This window comes from Actinomadura monticuli, from assembly GCF_041463655.1.
In the GTDB taxonomy this organism is placed as follows: Bacteria; Actinomycetota; Actinomycetes; order Streptosporangiales; family Streptosporangiaceae; genus Spirillospora; species Spirillospora monticuli.
Map to the genome: position 1 here is coordinate 160,595 of NZ_JAXCEI010000004.1, position 20,973 is coordinate 181,567.

Annotated in this window: 17 protein-coding genes and 3 pseudogenes; 6 read left to right on the top strand and 14 right to left on the bottom strand. The window is 73.5% G+C overall.

Annotated features, from left to right (window positions below):
* Positions 1-115: 115 nt before the first annotated feature.
* Complete coding sequence (locus SM611_RS09920) at positions 116-922, bottom strand: isoprenyl transferase (protein ID WP_371948952.1); 807 nt, start codon at positions 920-922, stop codon at positions 116-118.
* On the bottom strand, positions 919-1,695 hold the full coding sequence (gene recO / locus SM611_RS09925) for a DNA repair protein RecO (protein WP_371948953.1): 777 nt from the start codon (positions 1,693-1,695) through the stop codon (positions 919-921). Before recO ends, SM611_RS09920 begins: the two co-directional genes overlap by 4 nt.
* 185 nt (positions 1,696-1,880) lie before the next feature.
* Between recO and SM611_RS09930 the strand changes: the two genes are divergently transcribed.
* The gene (locus SM611_RS09930) at positions 1,881-2,921 is read left to right on the top strand and encodes a M4 family metallopeptidase (protein ID WP_371948955.1); all 1,041 of its coding nucleotides are present in this window, start codon (positions 1,881-1,883) and stop codon (positions 2,919-2,921) included.
* Positions 2,922-2,925: 4 nt separating this feature from the next.
* Positions 2,926-3,180 (top strand): protealysin inhibitor emfourin, encoded by a 255-nt coding sequence (locus tag SM611_RS09935; RefSeq protein WP_371948957.1) that lies wholly within the window; start codon positions 2,926-2,928, stop codon positions 3,178-3,180.
* Positions 3,181-3,286: 106 nt separating this feature from the next.
* Here SM611_RS09935 and leuA read toward each other — a convergent pair whose 3' ends face one another.
* The 3 genes from leuA to SM611_RS09950 all read right to left on the bottom strand — a co-directional run bounded on the left by leuA (position 3,287) and on the right by SM611_RS09950 (position 6,647).
* On the bottom strand, positions 3,287-4,999 hold the full coding sequence (leuA, locus tag SM611_RS09940) for a 2-isopropylmalate synthase (protein WP_371948958.1): 1,713 nt from the start codon (positions 4,997-4,999) through the stop codon (positions 3,287-3,289).
* Between the two features lie 243 nt (positions 5,000-5,242).
* The gene (ddaH, locus tag SM611_RS09945) at positions 5,243-6,034 is read right to left on the bottom strand and encodes a dimethylargininase (protein ID WP_371948959.1); all 792 of its coding nucleotides are present in this window, start codon (positions 6,032-6,034) and stop codon (positions 5,243-5,245) included.
* Between the two features lies 1 nt (position 6,035).
* On the bottom strand, positions 6,036-6,647 hold the full coding sequence (locus SM611_RS09950) for a hypothetical protein (protein WP_371948960.1): 612 nt from the start codon (positions 6,645-6,647) through the stop codon (positions 6,036-6,038).
* A gap of 100 nt (positions 6,648-6,747) precedes the next feature.
* Between SM611_RS09950 and SM611_RS09955 the strand changes: the two genes are divergently transcribed.
* The gene (locus tag SM611_RS09955; RefSeq protein WP_371948961.1) at positions 6,748-7,554 is read left to right on the top strand and encodes a hypothetical protein; all 807 of its coding nucleotides are present in this window, start codon (positions 6,748-6,750) and stop codon (positions 7,552-7,554) included.
* A 3-nt stretch (positions 7,555-7,557) separates the two neighbouring features.
* Here the strand turns inward: SM611_RS09955 and era are convergent, their stop codons facing one another.
* From era to SM611_RS09970, 3 genes are read right to left on the bottom strand one after another with little or no spacing between them, the layout of a single operon-like run.
* Complete coding sequence (era, locus tag SM611_RS09960; RefSeq protein WP_371948962.1) at positions 7,558-8,481, bottom strand: GTPase Era; 924 nt, start codon at positions 8,479-8,481, stop codon at positions 7,558-7,560.
* Between the two features lie 43 nt (positions 8,482-8,524).
* Positions 8,525-11,860 carry an ATP-binding protein gene (locus tag SM611_RS09965; protein WP_371948963.1) on the bottom strand — a complete coding sequence of 1,112 codons (3,336 nt, stop codon included), beginning with the start codon at positions 11,858-11,860 and terminating at the stop codon, positions 8,525-8,527.
* A gap of 53 nt (positions 11,861-11,913) precedes the next feature.
* Positions 11,914-14,070 (bottom strand): MMPL family transporter, encoded by a 2,157-nt coding sequence (locus SM611_RS09970; RefSeq protein WP_371948964.1) that lies wholly within the window; start codon positions 14,068-14,070, stop codon positions 11,914-11,916.
* Between the two features lie 103 nt (positions 14,071-14,173).
* On the opposite strand from SM611_RS09970, the gene SM611_RS09975 reads away from it, so the two are divergent.
* The gene (locus SM611_RS09975; protein ID WP_371948966.1) at positions 14,174-14,506 is read left to right on the top strand and encodes a cytidine deaminase-like protein; all 333 of its coding nucleotides are present in this window, start codon (positions 14,174-14,176) and stop codon (positions 14,504-14,506) included.
* Between the two features lie 421 nt (positions 14,507-14,927).
* On the opposite strand, the gene SM611_RS09980 is transcribed toward SM611_RS09975, so the two are convergent.
* From SM611_RS09980 to SM611_RS10005, 6 genes and pseudogenes are all read right to left on the bottom strand, one after another.
* Positions 14,928-16,259, bottom strand: a complete 1,332-nt coding sequence (locus tag SM611_RS09980) for a hemolysin family protein (protein WP_371948967.1) — start codon at positions 16,257-16,259, stop codon at positions 14,928-14,930.
* On the bottom strand, positions 16,259-16,735 hold the full coding sequence (ybeY, locus tag SM611_RS09985; protein ID WP_371948968.1) for an rRNA maturation RNase YbeY: 477 nt from the start codon (positions 16,733-16,735) through the stop codon (positions 16,259-16,261). The genes SM611_RS09980 and ybeY overlap by 1 nt, the downstream gene beginning before the upstream one ends.
* Positions 16,732-17,082 (bottom strand): annotated as a pseudogene (locus SM611_RS09990) (PhoH family protein); the annotation flags it as partial. The gene ybeY and the pseudogene SM611_RS09990, both read right to left, overlap by 4 nt.
* A gap of 258 nt (positions 17,083-17,340) precedes the next feature.
* Positions 17,341-18,168 (bottom strand): annotated as a pseudogene (locus SM611_RS09995) (LAGLIDADG family homing endonuclease); the annotation flags it as partial.
* Positions 18,157-18,888, bottom strand: a pseudogene (locus SM611_RS10000) (PhoH family protein); the annotation flags it as partial. The pseudogenes SM611_RS10000 and SM611_RS09995, both read right to left, overlap by 12 nt.
* Before the next feature lie 161 nt (positions 18,889-19,049).
* On the bottom strand, positions 19,050-19,394 hold the full coding sequence (locus SM611_RS10005) for a histidine triad nucleotide-binding protein (protein ID WP_371948970.1): 345 nt from the start codon (positions 19,392-19,394) through the stop codon (positions 19,050-19,052).
* A gap of 291 nt (positions 19,395-19,685) precedes the next feature.
* Here SM611_RS10005 and SM611_RS10010 point away from each other — a divergent pair, with 291 nt between their 5' ends.
* Positions 19,686-20,273 (top strand): SigE family RNA polymerase sigma factor, encoded by a 588-nt coding sequence (locus SM611_RS10010; RefSeq protein ID WP_371949471.1) that lies wholly within the window; start codon positions 19,686-19,688, stop codon positions 20,271-20,273.
* Positions 20,270-20,959: a hypothetical protein gene (locus tag SM611_RS10015; protein WP_371948971.1), complete on the top strand. Its 690-nt coding sequence runs from the start codon at positions 20,270-20,272 to the stop codon at positions 20,957-20,959. The genes SM611_RS10010 and SM611_RS10015 overlap by 4 nt, the downstream gene beginning before the upstream one ends.
* Positions 20,960-20,973 lie beyond the last annotated feature (14 nt).

The following is a 20,973-nucleotide window of genomic DNA, read 5'->3' on the forward strand; positions in this document are numbered from 1 at the left end:
CTAGATCGTCGCGATCGCGTCCGAAGGCAGATTCGAGCGAAGCGAGAATCTGATCGCGCAGCGAGCCCCCTGGGCGAGCCGGAGCGATGCAGCGATCGCACGCAGTTGTTGCGGGTCAGGCGCCCCCGGGCGCCTGACCCGCAACAACCGCATTGGGTACGGCGCCGCCGTACCGGCGGTCGCGGGAGGCGTAGAGCTCGCACGCGTGCCACAGGTGCCGGCGGTCGAAGTCGGGCCAGAGCGTGTCGAGGAACACCATCTCCGCGTACGCCGACTGCCACAGCAGGAAGTTGGACGTGCGCTGCTCGCCCGACGAGCGCAGGAACAGGTCCACGTCCGGGATGCCGGGCTCGTCCAGGTAGCGGGCGAAGACCTTCTCGTTGATCTTGTCGGGGTTGAGCCTGCCGTCGCGGACGTCGCGGGCGATCGCCGCCGCCGCGTCCGCGATCTCGGCCCGGCCGCCGTAGTTCACGCAGAACTGCAGGGTGAGGACATCGTTGTCGCGCGTCATCTCCTCCGCCGTCTCCAGCTCCTTGATCACGCTGCGCCACAGCCTCGGCCGCCGGCCCGCCCACCGGACGCGGACGCCCATCGAGTGGAGCTGGTCGCGGCGGCGGCGGATCACGTCCCGGTTGAAGCCCATGAGGAAGCGGACCTCGTCCGGCGAGCGCTTCCAGTTCTCGGTGGAGAACGCGTACGCCGACAGGTACGGGACGCCCAGCTCGATCGCGCCCATGATCACGTCGAAGAGCGAGTCCTCGCCGCGCTTGTGCCCCTCGGTGCGCGGCAGCCCGCGCTCCTTCGCCCAGCGGCCGTTGCCGTCCATGACGATGGCGATGTGCCGCGGCACGAGGTCCGCGGGGATCGGGGGCGGGGTGGCGCCGTCGCGGTGCGGCTCCGGCGGCGATACGGCCCTTCTCAAACTCGCTCCCTGTCGGTGTCTTCGGTGTGTTCGCCGGGATGCGCGTCGCGCTCAACATGGCGGAGCGACCTGATCCCGTGTTCCAGATGCCACTGGAGGTAGGCGGCCACCAGCCCGCTGGTCTCGGCGCGGTGGCGCTGCTCGCTGCCGTCGGCGTACTCCCAGTCGCCGCGCAGCAGCGCCAGCATCAGCGCGAACGTCGGCGGCGCCGGGGTCGCGGCGCCCGGTGTGCGGCAGTTCGCGCAGACCGCGCCGCCCGCCGCGATGGCGAACCCGCGCAGCCCGCCGCGGGTGCCGCAGCGGCAGCACTCGTCGAGCGCGGGCGCCCAGCCGGCGACCGACAGCGAGCGCAGCAGGTAGGCGTCCAGGACGAGCCGGGGGTCGTGGCGGCGCTCGGCGAGCGTGCGCAGCCCGCCGACCAGCAGCAGGAACTGCCGCAGCGCGGGCTCGCCCTCCTCGCTCGTCAGCTTCTCCGCCGTCTCCAGCATCGCCGTCCCGGAGGTGTAGCGCGGGTAGTCGGTGACCAGCGCCTCGCCGTACGGGCGCAGCGTCTCGGCCTGCGTGATGAGGTCGAGGGAGCGCCGCTCGTACAGCTGGAGGTCCACGTGCGTGAACGGCTCCAGCCGCGCGCCGAAACGGGATCTGGTCTTGCGGACCCCCTTCGCCGCGGCGCGGATCCGGCCGGTGCGCCGGGTCAGCACCGTCACGATGCGATCGGCCTCGCCCAGCTTCTGGGTGCGCAGGACGATGCCTTCGTCGCGGTAGAGGGTCACCCGTTCATTCTGACGCACCCGGCGCGATGCCCCGGCGCTACGTCCGGACATCTCCCCAGGTTCTTCACAAGGCACCCGAGTAGTGCCGCTGCGCTCCACAACAATCACGTACCGTGACCGGATTCGGCCGCGGTGTCCCCGCGAAAGTCATGGCTCGAACCATCCGGAGCTGGCAGCGTTGGGGCATGAGATGCCACATCGTGCCACCGCACATGCTGGAGCGGATCGCCCGCGACGCCGATGACCCGGCCCTGCGCGAGCGCGCCCGCCGTACGCTGGCGCTCACCTCCGCGCAGTTCGCCGACCGGAGGACGACCGCGGCCGGCGTCCCCTCCCCCACCGAGGACTTCGTCCCCGACCGGACGATCGGCGACGCGCAGAACCGCGAGGAGCTGCCCGGCCGCACCGTCCGCGCCGAGGGCGCGCCCGCCTGCGGCGACGAGGCCGCCGACCAGGCCTACGACTGGCTCGGCGCGACCTTCGACTTCTTCGAGGCGGCGTACCGGCGCAACTCGATCGACGGGGCGGGGCTGCGGATGGTCTCGACCGTCCACTACGGCGACAAGTACGACAACGCCTTCTGGAACGGCGAGCAGATGGTGTACGGCGACGGCGACGGCGTCGTGTTCACCTCGTTCACCGGCTGCCTGGACGTCACCGGGCACGAGCTCACCCACGGCGTCACCCAGCACACCGCGAACCTGGAGTACTACGGCCAGGCGGGCGCCCTCAACGAGTCCATGTCGGACGTGTTCGGCTCGCTGATCAAGCAGTGGCATCTCGGGCAGACCGCCGACGCGGCCGACTGGCTCATCGGGCAGGGCCTCCTCGCGCCCGGCGTCGACGGCGTCGCGCTCCGCTCGCTGAAGGAGCCCGGCACCGCCTACGACGACCCCCGCCTCGGCAAGGACCCGCAGCCCGCCCACATGGACCACTACGTCGAGACCTACCGCGACAACGGCGGCGTCCACATCAACTCGGGCATCCCCAACCGCGCCTTCTACCTCGTGGCCACCGCCATCGGCGGCAGCGCGTGGGAGAAGGCCGGGCGCGTCTGGTACGACACGCTCACCGGTGGCACCCTCGCCGCCGACATCGACTTCGCCGGCTTCGCCGCCGCGACCGTCCGGACCGCGACCCGTCTGTACGGCGCCGAAGCGGTCGAGACGAAGGCGGTGAACCGGGCCTGGACGGGGGTAGGCGTCCCCCTGGAGGCGAACGGATAGCGCAGTGAAAGTGACAATCGTCCGCAGCGGAGGGTTCGCGGGGATCGAGCGGCGCGCCGAGTCCGACAGCGCCAGCGACCCCATGCTGATGAGGCTCGTCCACCGGGTGGACCTCAAGAGCGTGCCCCCGCCGGGCCGGATCCCCGACCAGTTCCTGTACGAGATCGACATCGACGGCGACCGGACCACCGTCGGCGAGGCGCAGCTCAACGGGCCGCTCCGCGAGCTGGTCCACCACGTCCTCGGGCGCGCACGCTGAGTCGATCGCGTCGCCCCCGGCCCGGCGGGCCGGGGGCGGTGGAGCCGGGCCGCGACGGAGCGGGGGCTACGCGGCGTCCTTGTCGAACTCGTCCCGCGCGGGACGCTCACGCTTCCTGCGCGCGGGACACCCGGTTCACGGCGGACAGGATCGCCTTCAGGGACGCGGTCACGATGTTGCCGTCGATGCCGACGCCCCACACGGTCGCGCCGTTCACATCGCACTCGACGTAGGCGGCGGCGCGCGCGTCGCCGCCCGCGCTCATCGCGTGCTCGGCGTAGTCCAGCACCCGGACGTCGATCCCGATCGTGGCGAGCGCGTCCTCGAACGCGGACACCGGGCCGTTGCCGACGCCCTCGATCTCGCGGATCTCGCCGTCGACGCGGATGTCGCAGCTGAGCGCGTCCTTCTCGTCCACCCGGGACGTGGCGCGGTGGGCCAGCAGCCCGGCGCGCGGCCCGTTGGCGAGGAACTCGGCCTGGAAGATCTCCCACATGCGCTCGGGCGTGACCTCGCCGCCCGCGCTGTCGGTGTGCTCCTGGACGACCCGGGAGAACTCGATCTGCAGCCGGCGCGGCAGCTCCAGGGAGTGCTCGGTCTTCATGATGTAGGCGACGCCGCCCTTGCCGGACTGGCTGTTGACGCGGATCACGGCCTCGTACGTCCGGCCGACGTCGTGCGGGTCGATCGGCAGGTACGGGACCTCCCAGCGGTGCTCCTCCACCGTCGACCCGGCGGCCTCGGCGTCCCGCTTCAGGTGGTCGAAGCCCTTGTTGATGGCGTCCTGGTGGGAGCCGGAGAACGCGGTGTACACCAGGTCGCCGCCGTAGGGGTGCCGCTCGTGGACGGGCAGCTGGTTGCAGTACTCGACGGTCCGGCGGATCTCGTCGATGTCGGAGAAGTCGATCTGCGGGTCGACGCCCTGGGTGAACAGGTTCAGGCCCAGCGTCACCAGGCAGACGTTGCCGGTGCGCTCGCCGTTGCCGAACAGGCAGCCCTCGATGCGGTCGGCGCCCGCCATGTAGCCCAGCTCGGCGGCGGCGACGGCCGTGCCGCGGTCGTTGTGCGGGTGCAGCGACAGGATGACGGAGTCGCGGTGGGCGAGGTTCCGGTTCATCCACTCGATCTGGTCGGCGTACACGTTCGGCGTCGCCATCTCGACCGTCGCCGGCAGGTTGACGATGACCTTCTTCTCCGGGGTCGGCTTCCACACGTCGTTGACGGCGTTGCAGACCTCGACGGCGTACTCCAGCTCGGTGCCGGTGAACGACTCCGGCGAGTACTGGAAGAAGATCTCGGTGTCGCCCATGTCCTCGGCGAGCTTGGCGCACAGCTTGGCGCCCTCGACGGCGATCGCGGTGATGCCGTCCTTGTCCTGGCCGAACACCACGCGGCGCTGCAGCGTGCTGGTCGAGTTGTACAGGTGGACGATCGCCTGCTTGGCGCCGCGCACCGACTCGAAGGTCCGCTCGATCAGCTCCGGACGGGCCTGCGTCAGGACCTGGATCACCACGTCGTCGGGGACCCGGCCCTCCTCGATGATCTGCCGGACGAAGTCGAAGTCGGTCTGGCTGGCCGCCGGGAAGCCGACCTCGATCTCCTTGTAGCCCATCCGTACCAGCAGCTCGAACATCTTGAGCTTGCGGTGGGCGTCCATCGGGTCGATCAGCGCCTGGTTGCCGTCCCGCAGGTCGACGGCGCACCAGCGCGGGGCCTCGGTGATGACCTGGTCGGGCCAGGTGCGGTCGGCGAGCCTGATCGGCGCGAAGGCGCGGTAGCGCTGGAAGGGCATGCCGGAAGACTGCTGTTGCGGATACATCCGTTGAGATCTCTCTGCTCGAACCTCGCGGCCGACGTCCACGTCAAAGTCCCGCAGCGAGGGAGCCGACCTGTCTTACAGGCCCCCGCTGCGGCCGCTAAGGAGGAGCAGCTCACGCAACACGTTCGCCAAGTTAACAGATGCCATCCGTGTTACGGAAACCGGCGTCCGGATGTTGAGACAACTGGGGCCTCCTCCGTCTCATCGAACGCCCGCCGGCGCGCGCCGCATTCCCCGGACGGGTCACGGGACGAGCACGGAGAGGCAGGTCACGCACCCGTCCAGTGCCTCGAACTCGCTGATGTCGACGCTGGTGACGCGCAGGCCGTCCGCCGCGAGCTGCGCCGCCGTGCGCGGCGCCGACGCCGCCATCAGGACGTGGTCGGGCCCGATCGGCACCACGTGGGCGCCCGACGGCTCCGGGGCCACGCGCAGGCACGGCAGCACGGACGTGTCCACCATGTCGGGCATGCCGATCAGGCCGCCGTCCGGCAGCGCGGTCAGCGCCGACTTCAGGTGCAGGCAGCCGCGGGTGTCGACCGGGACGACCTTCCGCCCGCCCAGCAGGTGCGCGAGCTGGCAGATGCCCTCCTCGTTCGTGCGGGCGCCGCGCCCCACGTAGACGGTGTCGCCGACGCTCAGCACGTCGCCGCCGTCCAGGGTGCCCGGGTCCTTGATCCGCTCGATGCGCAGGCCCAGCCGGCGCGCCGCCTGCTCCGCGCCGGGCCCCTCGCCGCGGCGGCGCTCCTCGCCCGACCGGCACAGGACCGCGAGGTCGCCGGCGACGACCAGGGCGTCCTCGACGAACACGGCGTCGGGCCAGTCGTCGGCGGGCGGCACCGCGCGGACCCGCCAGCCCGCCGACCGCAGCGCCGCCACGTACGCCTCGTGCTGGCGCGCCGCGAGCGCCGCGTCCACGGGACGGCGCGCGGCATGGGTGACGATCCCCTCGGCGACGCGCGGGCCGGGGACCCGGACGAGCGCCGTGCCCGCCACGCCGAACCCCGCCGCCGTGTCAGCGCCTACCGGCTCCATGTCAGCGCGACGCCCCCTCGGTGGTCACGATCACGCCCAGCGCGTACGCGCGGGACATGCCGAGCAGGTCGGCGATGCCGTGCAGGGTCTGCCGCTCGCCCTCGCCGAGCGGGCCGTCCGCCAGCCCGATCCGGACGGCCTGCGCGAGGAACCACTCCTTGGCCTCCACCGCCAGCTGGGCCCCGGCCTGGACGACCTCCCGCTCCAGGAACGTGCGGCGCAGCGCGAGGTCGGCGTTGACGGCGGCGCCGTCGTAGTCGGGCTCGCCGTACCCGGTGACCGTCGCGATCGCGCGGGCACGAGCCGCCGGGGCGGACGGGTCGCCCGCCCGCAGTACCAGGGCCGCGGCCGCCCGCATGCCCGCCGCGAGGGTCTCCGCCATCTGCTGCGCGGTCGCGGTCCGCAGCACCGAGACGGGGAACCGGCCCCGGCACGTGCGGCACTCCACCACGTGGCCGAGCCGCCACAGCGGGATCATCGGGACGAAGAACACCGAGAACCAGCGGCGCCCGGCGCGCCTGCGGTAGGCGCGGTCGCCGCCGCACTGCGGGCAGTGGAACGTCCCCTCGCTGACCGTACGGAACACCGCCGTGAGGCCGAAAACGAGCAACACCGGGGTTCTCCTCCCATAACGGACTTCGTCCAAAGTACCGACCCGCGGGCGCCGACGTGGCCGTCCCGGCCAATGCCGTTCCTGCCTTTACGCTGGGTTCATGACCGGTGACCTGGGTTCCGACGCGGGACGCGCGCGCTCGCGCCCGTCCTTCCTGCCGCCCGTCGACGGCTACCCGCCGCCCGCCGCCGATCCGGCCTGGGCCGCCCCGGAACCGCCCGCCGGGCCGCCGGCGCGGAGCGGCGCCCCGTGGATCCTCGCCGTGATCGCCTCCGCGTCGGCGCTGCTCGTGTCGGCGTTCCTGCCGTGGGCGCACGCGGCGGTCGTCGTCGACCTGTTCGGCCGCTCGCTCAGCCGCGACCTCGGCAGCGTCGCCGGCATCGACGCCGACGACATGGTCCTCGCCGTCCCGGTGCTGGCCGTCATCGCGATCGCGCTCGCCTTCTGGGACCTGATCGGCCGGGACGCGCGGATCGGCGGGCTCGCCGCCGTCCCCGGCACGCTCGCCCTGCTCGTCTGCGGGATCTTCGTGCTGCGGCTCGACGACGTCCGCGACGACCTGCCCGAGACCGGTCTCGACCTCGGCTACCAGATCACCGTCCGCTACGGCTGGTACCTCGGGGTGGTCGCGTCCCTGTTCGTGGTCGGCTTCAGCCTCGCCCGCCCCATCGGGGAGCGCGTGTCGCGGCCGCGGCGGCAGGACCGGTACCAGCCGCAGTACGCCTACCCGGAGCAGTACGCGGAGCAGTACGCGGAGCAGTACGCGGACCAGCAGGGCGGCGCGGCCTGGCCGGAGGAGGACCGGGCGTGGGGCCGCCGGGAGGAGCCCCGGCCCGCCGGAGAGGAACCCGGGAAGGATCGGGACCGCTCCGAGGGGACGGCCCCCCGGCAGGAGGCCGACGACTGACCGTCAGTCGTAGAAGCCGAGGCGGCGGAGCTGCTTGGGGTCGCGCTGCCAGTCCTTCAGGACGCTGACGCGCAGGTCGAGGAACACCTTGGTGCCGAGCAGCGCCTCGATCTGCCGCCGCGCCGCCGCGCCGACCTCGCGGAGCCGCGACCCCTTGTGCCCGATGATGATGCCCTTCTGGCTGGAGCGCTCGACGTACAGGTGCGCGTAGACGTCGACGAGGTCGTCGCGGCCCTCGCGCGGCGCCATCTCGTCCACCACCACGGCGATCGAATGGGGCAGCTCGTCCCGGACGCCCTCCAGCGCCGCCTCCCGGATCAGCTCGCCGATCAGGACCTGCTCGGGCTCGTCGGTGAGGTCGCCCTCCGGGTAGAGCGGCATGCCCTCCGGCAGGTGGGAGATCAGCAGGTCGCCGACGAGCCCGACCTGGAAGCCGTCCACCGCGGAGCACGGCACGATGTCGGCGAACTCGCCCAGCCGGCCGACCGCGAGGAGCTGCTCGGCGACCTGCTCGGGCGCGGCCAGGTCGGTCTTGGTGACGATCGCCACGACCGGTGTCTTCCGGACGCCGGCCAGCTCGCGGGCGATGTACTTGTCGCCGGGCCCGACGGGCTGGTCGGCGGGCACGCAGAACCCGATCGCGTCGACCTCCGTCAGCGTGGACCGGACGAGGCTGTCGAGCCGTTCCCCGAGCAGCGTCCGGGGCTTGTGCAGGCCCGGCGTGTCGACGACGACCAGCTGCGCGTCCGGCCGGTGCACGATCCCCCGGATGGCCCGCCGCGTCGTCTGCGGGCGGCTGCTGGTGATCGCCACCTTGGTCCCGACGAGGGCGTTCATCAGGGTCGACTTCCCCACGTTGGGCCGCCCGATGAAGCAGGCGAAACCGGCCCGGTGCCCCGCGGGCGCCCCGTCTCCTGAACTCGTCACCGTCCAATTGTCGCCCACCCGGACGAGCGGACGGGACGTCCGGTCAGGCCGCGGGGGTCCCGCGGCGGTCCAGGGCGGCCTGTGCCTGCTCGACCCAGAAGCGCGCGCCGACGCGGCCGGCCACGGCGGCGGCCTCGCGGTAGTGGTCCGCGGCGACCTCGGCGGGGCGCTCCAGGAAGCGGGCGAGGTCGCCGAGGACGTGCGCGACCGGGCCCACGGTCGCGACGGCGGTAGCGCCGCCGGTGAAGTGGTCGCGGTAGGGCAGCAGGGCCGCGTAGGCGTCCGCGGCCAGGGCCCGGTCGCCGAGGGCCACGGCACGCAGCCCGCGCAGGGCCATGGTGAGGTCGAAGAAGTAGTCGAGCCGGACGGGCCCGGCCCCGGCGACGGCCCGGCGCGCCTCGGCGGTGCGGCCGGCGGCGGCCAGCGCGAGGGCGTACAGGTCCGCGGTGGCCGCGACATGCCCCCACTGGTCGTGCAGCCAGGCGGCCTCGTCCAGCATCTCCTCGCCGCGCCCCTGGACGATCCGCAGGCAGAACGGGCCGAGGACCGCCATGCCGCGCTCGCTGAACCAGATCCGGGTCCGGCCGATGGTGCCGCCGACCTCCGCGAACGCGCGTTCCGCCTCGTCGGGCCGGGCGGTGAGGGCGCGCATGAGCGCCCCGTGCCAGCCCGAGATCCGGGCGAGCAGCGGCAGCCCGTACTGGTCGGCCAGCCGCCGCCCCTCGGCGAGGTGCCGGTGCGCGGCGGGCATGTCGAGCATCGCGGAGTTCGTCTGCTGCAGCTGCAGGTGGGCGAGGACGCGGTAGGTGCCGAGGTCGTGCTCGGTGGCGAGGCCGAGGAGCTCCGTCGCGATGCGGTGCCGCTCGTCGTGGCCCTCCGCGTTCCGGTAATGGTTGAAGTAGGAGCCGTTGAGGGCCCCGGCGATCAGCTCGGGGCCGCCCAGGGCGCGGGCCGCGCGCAGCGCCTCGCCGGCGGCCCGCAGGCCCCCGTCGTGCTGCTCGCCCTCCAGCTCCATCGACAGCGTGGTCAGCAGCCGGACGCGCAGTTCCGGCTCGTCCGCCGGGAGCCGCGCGAGCGCCTCGCCGGTCGCGTCCACGACGCTCTCGTCGAGGCTCCCGTACTCGCGGCTCGTCCACAGCGTGGGGACGTCGAAGGCGGCGATGATCAGCGCGAGCAGCCGGACGTCGCCGAACGCGCGGGCATCGGCGATGGCGGCGCGGCGCCGCTCCCGGGCGTCGACGACCTGCCCGGACAGCGCGCTCGCCCGGATCGCGGCGGCCTCGGCCTCCAGCCGGTCGCGGGTCGCCGCGGGCCCCTGCGTGCGCAGGGTGTCGGCGGCGCGGGCCCACAGGTCGGCCGCGACGCCGTGCGCGTAGCGGGCCTCGGCGGCGCGGGCGGCGCGGCGCGCGTACCGGACGGCCCTGGCCGGGTCCGTGCCCGCCTCCAGGTAGTGGTGCGCGATCGCGGCGGCCTCGTCGGGGACGTGCCGTTCGAGGGCGGCGGCGACCCGGCCGTGCACGCGGGTGCGGCGGGCCCGCGACAGGCCCGTGTACAGCGTGTCGCGCACGAGGGCGTGCGCGAACCGCATCCGGCCGGGCGCGGGTTCGGTGACGAGGCCCCCGGCCATGCCCGCCTCCACGGCGTCGATCACCGTGTCCTCGTCCCCGGCCAGGTCGGCCAGGACGCGCAGGTCGGCGTCCCGGCCGATGACGGCGGCGTCCCGCAGGACGGTCTGGACCGGTCCCGGCAGCCGCGCGATGCGGCGGCGCAGGACGTCGCCGACGCCGGCCGGGACCCGGCGGGTGGCGGCGGGCAGGCCCTCGGCGTCCAGGAGCCGGGCGGTCTCGCGGGTGAAGAACGGGTTGCCGCCCGTCCGCTCGGCGATGACGGCCAGCTCGGCGTCGCCGAGGCCGGTGCCGCAGGTGCCGCGGACGAGGGCGGCGACCTCGGCGGCGGAGAGCCCGCCGAGCTCGATCCGCGCGGGCTCGTGCCGGGCGAGGGCGGCGAGCGCGGCGGCGAGGCCGTCCGGCACCTCGGTCTGCCGGAACGTGGCCAGCAGCAGGACGGGCCGGTCCCGGAGCCGTCCGGCGAGCCGGACCAGCAGGGCGAGCGTCTCCTCGTCGGCCCAGTGCAGGTCGTCCAGGACGAGCAGAAGCGGCGCCGCCGCCGCGAGCCCCGCGAGGTAGTCGCCGACGGCCAGGTGGAGCCGGAACCGCCCGGTGCTGACGTCGGCGTCGCCGGGGCCGGTGACGGAGTCGTCCAGCAGCGGGCCGAGCCGCGCGGCCAGAGCCGCGTCCGGCGGCGCGGCGGCGGCCAGCTCGCGCAGCAGTTCGGCCCAGGGCCAGGCTGCGGGCGCCCCGCCGGTCTCCGGGGCGCGGCCCCACGCGCAGGTCCAGCCCCGTCCGGCGAGGTCGCGGGAGAACCGCTCGGCGAGCGCGGTCTTGCCCATGCCGGCGTCGCCGCCGACGATGACGACGCCGCCCCGGCCCGACCGGGCGTCGCGGGCGGCGGCCTCGAGCCGGGCCAGCTCCTGGACGCGCCCGACGAACCCGGAACGGTCGGCGGGCTCGGGCTCGGGCGTCGGCCGCAGCACCAGACGCGCCGGCGCGGGCTCCCCCAGGTCGGGCGCCTGCGCGAGGATGTCGGCCTCCAGGCGCCGCAGCGCCGGGCCGGGGTCGACGCCGAGTTCCTCGGTCAGGGCGGCGCGGGCGCGGCGGAGTGCGGCGAGCGCGTCGCCCTGGCGTCCGGCCCGGTAGAGGGCGAGGGCGAGCAGCCGCCACGCCTCCTCGCGCAGCGGGTTGGCGGCGGCGTGGGTCTCCAGGTCGGGGACGGCCTCGGCGGCGGCCCCGAGCCGGAGCACGGCCTCGGCGCGGCGCTCCGCGGCGAGGCGGCGGCGCTCGTCCAGGCGGGCGGCCTCGGCGGCGGCCCACGGCAGGTCGGCGAACTCGGCGTAGGCGGGCCCGCGCCACTCGGCGAGCGCCGCCTCCGCCCGCCTCCGAGCCTGCGCCGGGTCCCGGTCCAGCAGGTCGGCGGCCGCGTCGATCAGCGCGTCGAAGCGCCACGCGTCGACGCCGTCGTCCGGCAGCCGCAGCGCGTACCCGGGCGGCTCGGTGACGAGGACCCGCGCGGGCGTGCGCGGCGGGCGGTCCGGTTCGAGCGCGCGGCGCAGGTGCGACACGAACGACTGGAGGCCGGCGGCGGCGCGGGGCGGGGCGTCCCCGGCCCAGAGATCCTCAACGATCCGGCCGGCGGGCACCATCCGGCCCCGCGCGGCGACGAGACGGGCGAGGACCGAGCGCTGCCGGGGGCCGCCGAGGTCGGCGGGCGCTCCCGCCACCTCGGCGCCGAAGGCCCCGAGAACGCGCACGACAGGCGACATGTCCCGATCAGCCTAACCGGGACATGCCGGACCATCGTGATCACTCCCCCGGGTTACGCGCGGCTGGGTTCGTGCTCCCGCCCGGCCGCCCCGGCGGGGGCTCCGGCGGAAGCTCCGGCCGGGGCCCCGCCACCGTGCAGATCGATGTCCGGAAGGACGCGGGCGAGCGGCCCCGGCAGCCACCAGTTCGCCCGTCCGAGCAGCGACATCGTCGCGGGCACGAGGACCAGCCGGACGACGGTCGCGTCCAGCGCCACGGCGACCGCGAGCCCCACCCCCATCTGCTTGATCACCAGACCGGGGTCGGCGGCGAAGCCGAGGAACACCGCCACCATGATGAGCGCCGCGCTGGAGATGACCCGCCCGGTCGCGGCGAGGCCGGAGGTGACCGAGCCGCGCGCGTCGCCGTGCAGCAGCCACTCCTCCCTGACCCGCGACAGCAGGAAGACCTCGTAGTCCATCGACACGCCGAACAGGACCGCGAACAGCAGCAGCAGGATGAACGACGACACCGGGACGCTGTGCGGGAGCCCCAGCGACTCGGCGCCCCAGCCCCACTGGAACACGGCGGTGAGCACCCCGTACGCGGCGCCGATCGACAGCAGGTTCATCACGGCGGCCTTCAGCGGCGCCACCAGCGACCGGAAGACGATCATCAGCATGACGAAGGACGTGGCGACGACCACGCCGATCACCGGCCACAGCCGGTCGGACAGCATCCGGGACAGGTCCACATAGGTGGCGGTCAGCCCGGTGATCTCCGCGCCGGGCGGCAGCGCGTCCGCGCGGATCCGGTCGACGAGGCCGGTCACCCGCGCGTCCTGCGGCCCGTAGTCCGGCGTCACCGTGATCACCGCGGCGTCGCCGCCCGGGGACGTCAGCGGCGGCGCGACGGCCGCGACGCCGTGCGTGCGCGCCAGCCGCTCGCCGAGCCCGGGCAGGACGCCCGGATCGGTCCGCTCCAGGTCGACGGCGACGAGCAGCGGCCCGTTCGCGCCGGGGCCGTAGGCGTCCGCCACGATGTCGTAGGCCTGCCGGACGGTGTTGGACGCGGGTTCGCTGCTGGCGTCGCTCGGCCAGGTCCGCATGCCGAGCGCGGGCGCGGCCAGGGCGAGCATCAGCACCGACGCGGCGAGCAGCCACGGCCACGGGTGCCGCCCGACGTGCCCGGCCCAGCGCCGCACCCGCGGCGACTCGACCGTGATCGCCGCGCCGGCGGCGCGGTCGCGGCGGCGCAGCACCCGCCGTCCGGCGAGCCCCAGCACCGCCGGCAGCAGGGTGAGCGCGCTCAGCACGGTCGCCGCGACGACCAGGCCGGTGGTGAAGCCCATCGTCATGAAGACCGGGACCCGGGACAGCACCAGCCCGCACAGCGCCAGCAGCACCGTGAACCCGGCGAAGAGCACCGACATGCCGGCCGTGGCGATGGCCCGTCCGGCGGCCTCGGGCACGTCCAGGCCCGCGGCGAGCCCCTCCCGGTGCCGGGTGAGGATGAACAGCGCGTAGTCGATGCCGACGCCGAGCCCGACCATCGTCGCCAGCGTCGGCGCGGTCGTCGCGACGTCGGTGACCGCCGCGACCAGCGTGATCCCCGACACGCCCGCGCCGAGCCCGGCCAGCGCCACCGCGAGCGGCAGCCCCGCGGCGACCACCGACCCGAACGCCAGGAGGAGGATCACCAGCGCGGCCGCGATCCCGATCGCCTCGGCGACGCCGCCGGGCGCCGTCACGTTCTCGGGGACCTGCCCGCCGAACTCCACCTGGTACCCGGCCGCCTTCAGGCCGCCCGTCGCCGACCGCAGCAGGTCGAGGGTCTCGCCCGGCGCGAGGTCGGTGACGGGGACCGAGTAGCGGACGGTCAGCAGCGCGGTCGCGCCGTCCCGGCTCGGCTGCGCCGGGCCGACCTCGCTGACGTGCGGCAGCTTCCGCAGCTCCCCCGCCGCCGCGGCCAGTCCCGCCCGGTCGACCGTCCCGGACTTCGCGTGCACCACCACCCGCGCGTCCGCGCCCGACAGTGCGGGGAACCGCGCCCGCAGCAGGTCGGTGGCCCGCTGGGACCCCGTCCCGGCCAGTGTGTAGTCGTCGTGCAGCGCGCCCCCGGCGACGCCCGCGAACCCGGCGACCGCCGCGACGAGCGCCAGCCACACGACGATGAACCGCCAGGGCCGCAGCGCCGCGGCCCTCCCCAGGCGGTAGAGCAGACGGGACATCACTTCTCCCCCAGAACGGCAGTGTCCGACCGTCCGAGGGTGGCGCGGCCCCCTTGCCGCCCACTTGCCGGTGACTTGCGGGCGACCCCGTACGCTTGGCGGCGTGAGCGAGCTGAACGCCGAGGACGCGAAGATCATCACCCTGGCCAGATCGGCGCGGGCCCGCACGGGCGCCGCCGAGGGCGCCGCCGTGCGCGACGAGACGGGCCGCACCTACAACGCCACGAGCGTGGACCTGCCGTCCCTCAGGCTCTCGGCCCTCAAGGTCGCGGTCGCCATGGCCGTCTCCAGCGGCGCCGAGGACCTGGAGGCCGCCGCCGTCGTCACCGCCGCCGAGGCCCCCGACCCGTCCGACGTCCAGGCCGTCCGCGACCTGGGCCCCAAGGCCCTCGTCCTGGTGGCCGCCCCCGACGGCACCCTCCGCACGACCCTCTGACCCACCCGCCGCCAGCACCCCGACCCCGGCAGATCGAACCTACGGCCCTGCCGGTTGAAGCTCAGCCGACGCTCAGGGGCAGGCGACCACAGCACGCCCCACCAGCACAGGCACAAGACGGCGTGGGGACCGCCTGCTGTGCGGGTGCAGCGCCACCGACGGCGTCCCAAGGAACGGCCCTTGGACATGTCACTCCGCCCCTCTTGGACTGGACCCGAGCTTGAGCACGAGCGGAAGCGACAAACACGGGCAGGCACGCGGAGGGAGCGCCAGCGACCGCAGCGGGCATGCCCGCCGACGCAGGCGACCACAGCGACGCCCCACACGTCAGAAACGGGCACGACAGACCGAAACGGCGGCGTGAGGATCGCCTGCGTCGCTGACGGGGGTTCCAGGGGGTCGCCCCCCTGGGCCAACACAACTAGCGACCGGAGCGAGGAGACCCGTGCCGCGCGGCCGGGGGGTTCGGGGGGTCGCTCCTCCGGACCAGCACGGTGCCGATCCGGTTGCGGCGGCCGGCGATCGTCTCGGCTTTGAGGGACAGGACGGGCCCGTTCTCGCCGGAGCCGACCTCGGCCGTGGAGCCCTCGATGGGGACGCGGCCGAGGGCGTGGGCCAGCAGCCCGCCGACCGTCTCGACGTCCTCGCCGTCGAGCTCGACGTCGAACAGCTCGGCGAGGTCCTCGACGGGGAGGCGGGCGGTGACGCGGGCGGCGCCGTCGTCCAGCCAGGTGACCGGCGGCGTCTCGCGGTCGTACTCGTCGGTGATCTCGCCGACGATCTCCTCCAGGATGTCCTCGATGGTGACGAGGCCCGCGGTGCCGCCGTACTCGTCGATGACGATCGCGACGTGGATCTGGCGGGCCTGCATCTCGCGCAGCAGTTCGTCGATCGGTTTGCTGTCGGGCACGTAGGTGGCGGGCCGCATGACCGAGTCGACCGTCTCGACCGACTCGCCCTCGCGGTGCTCCTGGCTGCGGCGGACGACGTCCTTCAGGTAGGCGATGCCGACGACGTCGTCCTCGTTCTCGCCGACGACGGGGATGCGGGAGAAGCCGCTGCGCAGCGCGAGCGACATCGCCTGCCGCAGCGTCTTGGTGCGCTCGATGAACACGATGTCGGTGCGCGGCACCATCACCTCGCGGACGAGGGTGTCGCCCAGCTCGAACACCGAGTGGATCATCTCCCGCTCGACCGGCTCGATGAGGCTGCGCTGCTCGGCGAGGTCGACGAGGTCGCGCAGTTCCGCCTCGGACGCGAAGGGCCCCTCCCGGAACCCCTTGCCGGGGGTCAGCGCGTTGCCGAGCGCGATCAGCAGGGCGGGCAGCGGCCCGAGCACCCGCGTCACCGGGTGGATCACCGCGGCGCCGGCGAGCGCGATGCGGTCGGCGTGCTGGATGCCGAGCGTGCGCGGCCCGACCCCGATCACCACGTAGCTGACCAGGATCATGATCGCGGCGGCGGTGACGTAGGCGCGCCACGTCTCGTCCAGCCAGGAGATGCACAGGTCGGCCACGATCACGGTGGCGACCAGCTCGCAGCCGATCCGCAGCAGCAGCACCATGTTGACGTAGCGGGCCGGGTCGGCGACGACCTCGGCGAGCCGCTTCGCGCCGCGCCGCCCCTCCCGGACGACCTCGTCCACGGTGACGCGCGAAACCCGGGCGAGCGCCGTCTCGGTGCCGGCCAGCAGGCCCGCCATGAACACCAGGCCCACCGCCAGGGCGGACAGCCACGCCTGCGCCGTGCTCATCAGCCGCCGCGTTTCTCCCGCCAGGAGGTGAGAAGCCCGGCCTGCAGGCCGAACATCTCCTTGTGCTCCTCCGGCTCGGCGTGGTCGTAGCCAAGGAGGTGGAGGATGCCGTGCGCGCACAGCAGCTCCAGCTCCGCCTCGGTGCTGTGCCCGGCCTCGCGCGCCTGCCTCTCCGCCACCGACGGGCAGAGGACGACGTCGCCGAGCAGCCCCGGGTCGGTCTCGCCGTCCTCGTCGGCGCCGCCGGACATGTGGCCGGGGCGCAGCTCGTCCATGGGGAAGGACAGCACGTCGGTCGGGCCGGGCTCGTCCATCCACTTCTCGTGCAGCTCGGTCATCGCGGCCTCGTCGACCAGCAGGATCGACAGCTCGGCGAGCGGATGGACGCGCATCCCGTCGAGGACGTGCCGGGACAGCTCCGCGAGCGCCTTCTCGTCGACCGGGGCGCCCGACTCGTTCAGCACCTCGATGCTCACTGCCGCCCCCGCTTGCGGGACCCGCCCCGCCCGGCCGCGCCCTGCTTGAACTCCGGCACGCGCGCCTCGTCCCAGCGGTTGTAGGCGTCGACGATGTCGGTGACGAGCTTGTGCCGGACGACGTCGCGGCTGTTCAGCCGGCAGAAGTCGATGTCCTCGACGCCCTCCAGGATGTCCTGGACGACGCGGAGCCCGCTCGTCTGCCCGTTCGGCAGGTCGACCTGGGTGACGTCGCCGGTCACGACGACCTTCGACCCGAAGCCGAGCCGGGTGAGGAACATCTTCATCTGCTCGGCCGAGGTGTTCTGCGCCTCGTCCAGGATGATGAACGAGTCGTTCAGCGTGTTGTGCGTGAGGAGGAAGTCCTCGGTGACGTAGAGGGAGTCGGCGGCCGCGACCTGGATGCACACGGCCTCCGCAGTACCGGCGGATTCGATGCTGTCGATGAACCGCATCGGCCGCCCGCCGCCGGTCGCCCGGTACTTGTCCGCCTTCCGACCGAGCCTGAATGGAATAACATCGGGTGGCAGCCGCAGGTCGAGGGCGAAGGCGTCATGCCGGTGGGGCACCGGACGACCGTTGGCCCATCCTGGAGCACGGCCCCCCATCGGACGCACACGGTAATAGGCGACACCACCCAGTGACCTGACCAGGAAGAGCACGTCATCGCGCAGCCGCCGCGAGGTGGTGGTGTACTGGATGCGGCAGGTGCGCGCATCCTGTGCCACGGGCCCGCCGTCGGCGTCCAGCAGCCCCTGCAAGACTGCGAGCCGCACCTGCGCGGAGTTGTAGAGGTACTCTTCCGGCACGAACTTCGTCTCCGACCTGGTACCGCACAAGCCCAGTCGGCGCAGGACACCCGTGATCGGGTTCTCGATCGTCATGACTTGGCCGGGTTCGGCGATCCGGTTCAGCACATAGTCCGGTCCGCTCTTGTGCCGGACTGACACACCGGGGAGGATCTCGCCGAGCGTATCCGCCAATTCCGGATCTCCGGTGGCGAAGCTCGGTGTCGTGGAACCCGTCAGACACCCGTCGCCCAGCAGTAGCCCCAGTGCGTAAGGGTCTACCGGGACATCCCGGGCCGGGAACTCAACGGGCCGACTGAGCAGAGGCAACTCATACCTGCGGGCGTGCGCGGCCCGCAGGTTGCCGATCATTTCACGGGTCTCCAGGACTCGCGGAGGCTTCCCTCTCCGGCGGTCGGCTCTGGTCGTGACCGACCAGAGATGGTCGGCCGTACACAGAGTGGAAGCTCCGTCCTGGGCGGTCAGCCGGAAAATCTCCTTCTCGCCCTGCGGATAGACGCCCAGGACCGGCGTCGGCTCCCCGTTCGAACCGATCACGGGGTCCCCGACCTCCAGGTCTCCGATCGGGCGGAATCCGTCCGGGGTCAGGACCTGGGCGAAGATTGGTTGCGCCCGCCCGCGCATGTAGGCGAGGGGCGCGACCTCGATGGTGCCGGCGGCCATCAGGCGCGGGATCGAGTCGGGGTCGACCATGTCGTGCAGCGCGTCGTACAGCGGCCGCAGGTACGGGTCGATCTTCTCGTAGAGCGTGCCGGGCAGGAACCCGAGCCGCTCCCCCGCCTCGACCGCGGGACGCGTCAGGATGATGCGGTTGACCTGCTTGTCCTGCAGCGCGCGGACGGCCTTGGCCATCGCCAGGTACGTCTTGCCGGTGCCGGCGGGGCCGATCCCGAACACGATCGTGTGCTTGTCGATCGCGTCGACGTAGCGGCGCTGGTTCAGCGTCTTCGGGCGGATCGTCCGGCCCCGGCTGGACAGGACGTCCAGCGTCAGGACCTCCGCCGGGCGCGCGTCGCCCTCCCCGCGCAGCATCGCCAGGCTGCGCTCGACGGCGTCGGGGGTGAGCTGCGTGCCGCCCTTCAGCAGTTCGAGCATCTCGGTGAAGAGCCGGGACACCAGGTCGGTGTCGGTCTCCGGGCCGGTCACGGTGATCTCGTTGCCGCGGACGTGGATGTCGAGGTCGCTGCCGAACGCCTGCTCGATCGCGTGGAGCAGTTCATCCCGGGAGCCGAGCAGGCTCACCATCGAATGGTCGTCCGGCACCACGATCTTGATCTGCGAGCGCGAGCCGTTCCGGTCGTCGCGCCCCGTGCGAGTTGCCCTCGTGTGAGTTGATTCGACCATCAGCCGGGCCTTGCGGCCTTTCGGACCTGCCTTCTGTCTGCTCCGGGTGCCTGGGTACGTCGGTTCCATCGTACTGGGCACCCCCGGCAAGGCGCCGAAAGGTTTTCGCGTGGCGAGACGCGCTCCGGGACCCCGGCGCCGCCTCCGGCCCGGACGCGGGGTCAGCCGGGCGGCCAGTTGAGGCCGCGGCCGCCGAGCACGTGCGCGTGCACGTGGAAGACGGTCTGCCCCGCCTGGGCGCCGGTGTTGAACACGACCCGGTAGCCGCTCTCGGCGATGCCCTCGTCGACGGCCACCTGGTGGGCCTCGCGGACGACCTCGGCCAGCAGCCCGGCGTCGACCGCGGCCAGCTCGCCCGCGGTCGGGTGGTGCTCGCGCGGGATGACCAGCACGTGCGTGGGCGCCTGCGGGTTGATGTCCCGGAACGCCACCGTCCCCGCCGACTCGCGGACGATCTTGGCGGGCACGTCCCCGGAAACGATCTTGCAGAACAGGCAGTCGGTCATCTGTCTCCCCTCGCAGCGGCCCGCGGCCGCCCCGGAATCCTATCCGGGCACGCGGCCCCCGCCCCGCCCCGGACGGGTTTTCCGGCGATCGACCTCCGATTGACGTCACCATCGCGGCCGGTCACTGGCTAAGGTTGTCAGCTCAGGCGTACCCCCCCGGTTCGCAAGGCATTGCGGCATGTTCGGCCCCGGGCGGGGACGCCCGATTTCGTGCCACCCCGAGGGCGCTCGTCGAATGGACGGCCGGGGGCCGGCAAAGGCGGCGGACAGGTGACCGAGGCAGACCAGGACATGCCCTTTCGTAAACCGGGCGAGGAGGGCGCGCGTCGAACTGACGTGACCGAGACCCTCGTGGCCAGGGGCACGGCGGGGGCGGTGGCCGTCGCCTGGGACGCCGATCAGGCGGTGACCGCGCTCTACAGCGCGAACTACCGCTCGCTCGTACGCCTGGCAGCCATGCTCGTACGGGACGCCGGGACGGCCGAAGAGGTCGTCCAGGACGCGTTCGTCGCCATGCACGGCGGCTGGCGGCGCCTGCGCGACCCCGACAAGGCCCTGTCGTACCTGCGCCAGTCCGTGGTGAACCGGTCGCGATCGGTGCTCAGGCACCGCGCCGTCGTCGAGAAGTACGCCCCGAAGGGCCTGCCGGACGCGCCGAGCGCGGAGGCGGGGGCCATCGGGGAGCTGGAGCGCTCGGCGGTCATCGACGCGCTCTCCCGGCTTCCCGCGCGCCAGCGGGAGGCACTCGTCCTGCGCTACTACGCCGATCTCTCCGAAGCGGAGATCGCGGGCGCCATGGGCATCTCACGCGGCGCCGTGAAGAGCCATACGGCGCGCGGAATGACCGCGCTACGCAACGTCCTGGAGCAGTTCTCATGACCACCGACCCCCACGACGAGCACGGCGAGATCCTCCGCCGCGCCCTGCACGCGGAGGCGGACTCGGTCAACCCCGCGGGCGACGGCCTGGAGCGCATCCGGGCCCGCATAGCCGACGGCCGCGGCCGCAGGCTCGGTCTCGGCCGGTTCGGTCCCGCCCGGTTCGGGTTGGACCGGTTCGCCGTCAACTGGGCGCGGCCCGTCCTCGCCGTGGCCGCCGCCGTGGTGATCGCCGCGCTCGGCGTGACGGCGCCGCAGACCATCCACCTGATCCAGCAGACGGTCGGCAACAACGGGCCGTCCGGCGGCGGTCAGAACGACAGCGACGGCGACCGCACCGACGCCCAGGGCAACCCGGAGTTCCCCGACCCGTCGTCGCCGGGGAGCAGCGTGTCCGGTTCCTCGTCGGCCTCCTCGCCGGGGAGCCCGAGTTCCACGCCGGGGCTGTCGTCCTGCCGCATCCCGCCGCCGGCGGGCGCGGTCTCCGCCTCGCCCGGCGCGACCGACTCGCCGACCCCGGCGACCACGCCGTGCCCGAGCGAGACGCCGACCACGGCGCCGACCTCGCCGCCGGTGACGACGCCGACCTCGCCGCCGACCTCGGACAAGCCCACCGACACGCCCACGCAGGCGCCGACGAGCGAGCCCGCGAACACGACGGAGCAGGGCGCGGCGACCACGCCCTGACGCTAGCCCGCCCG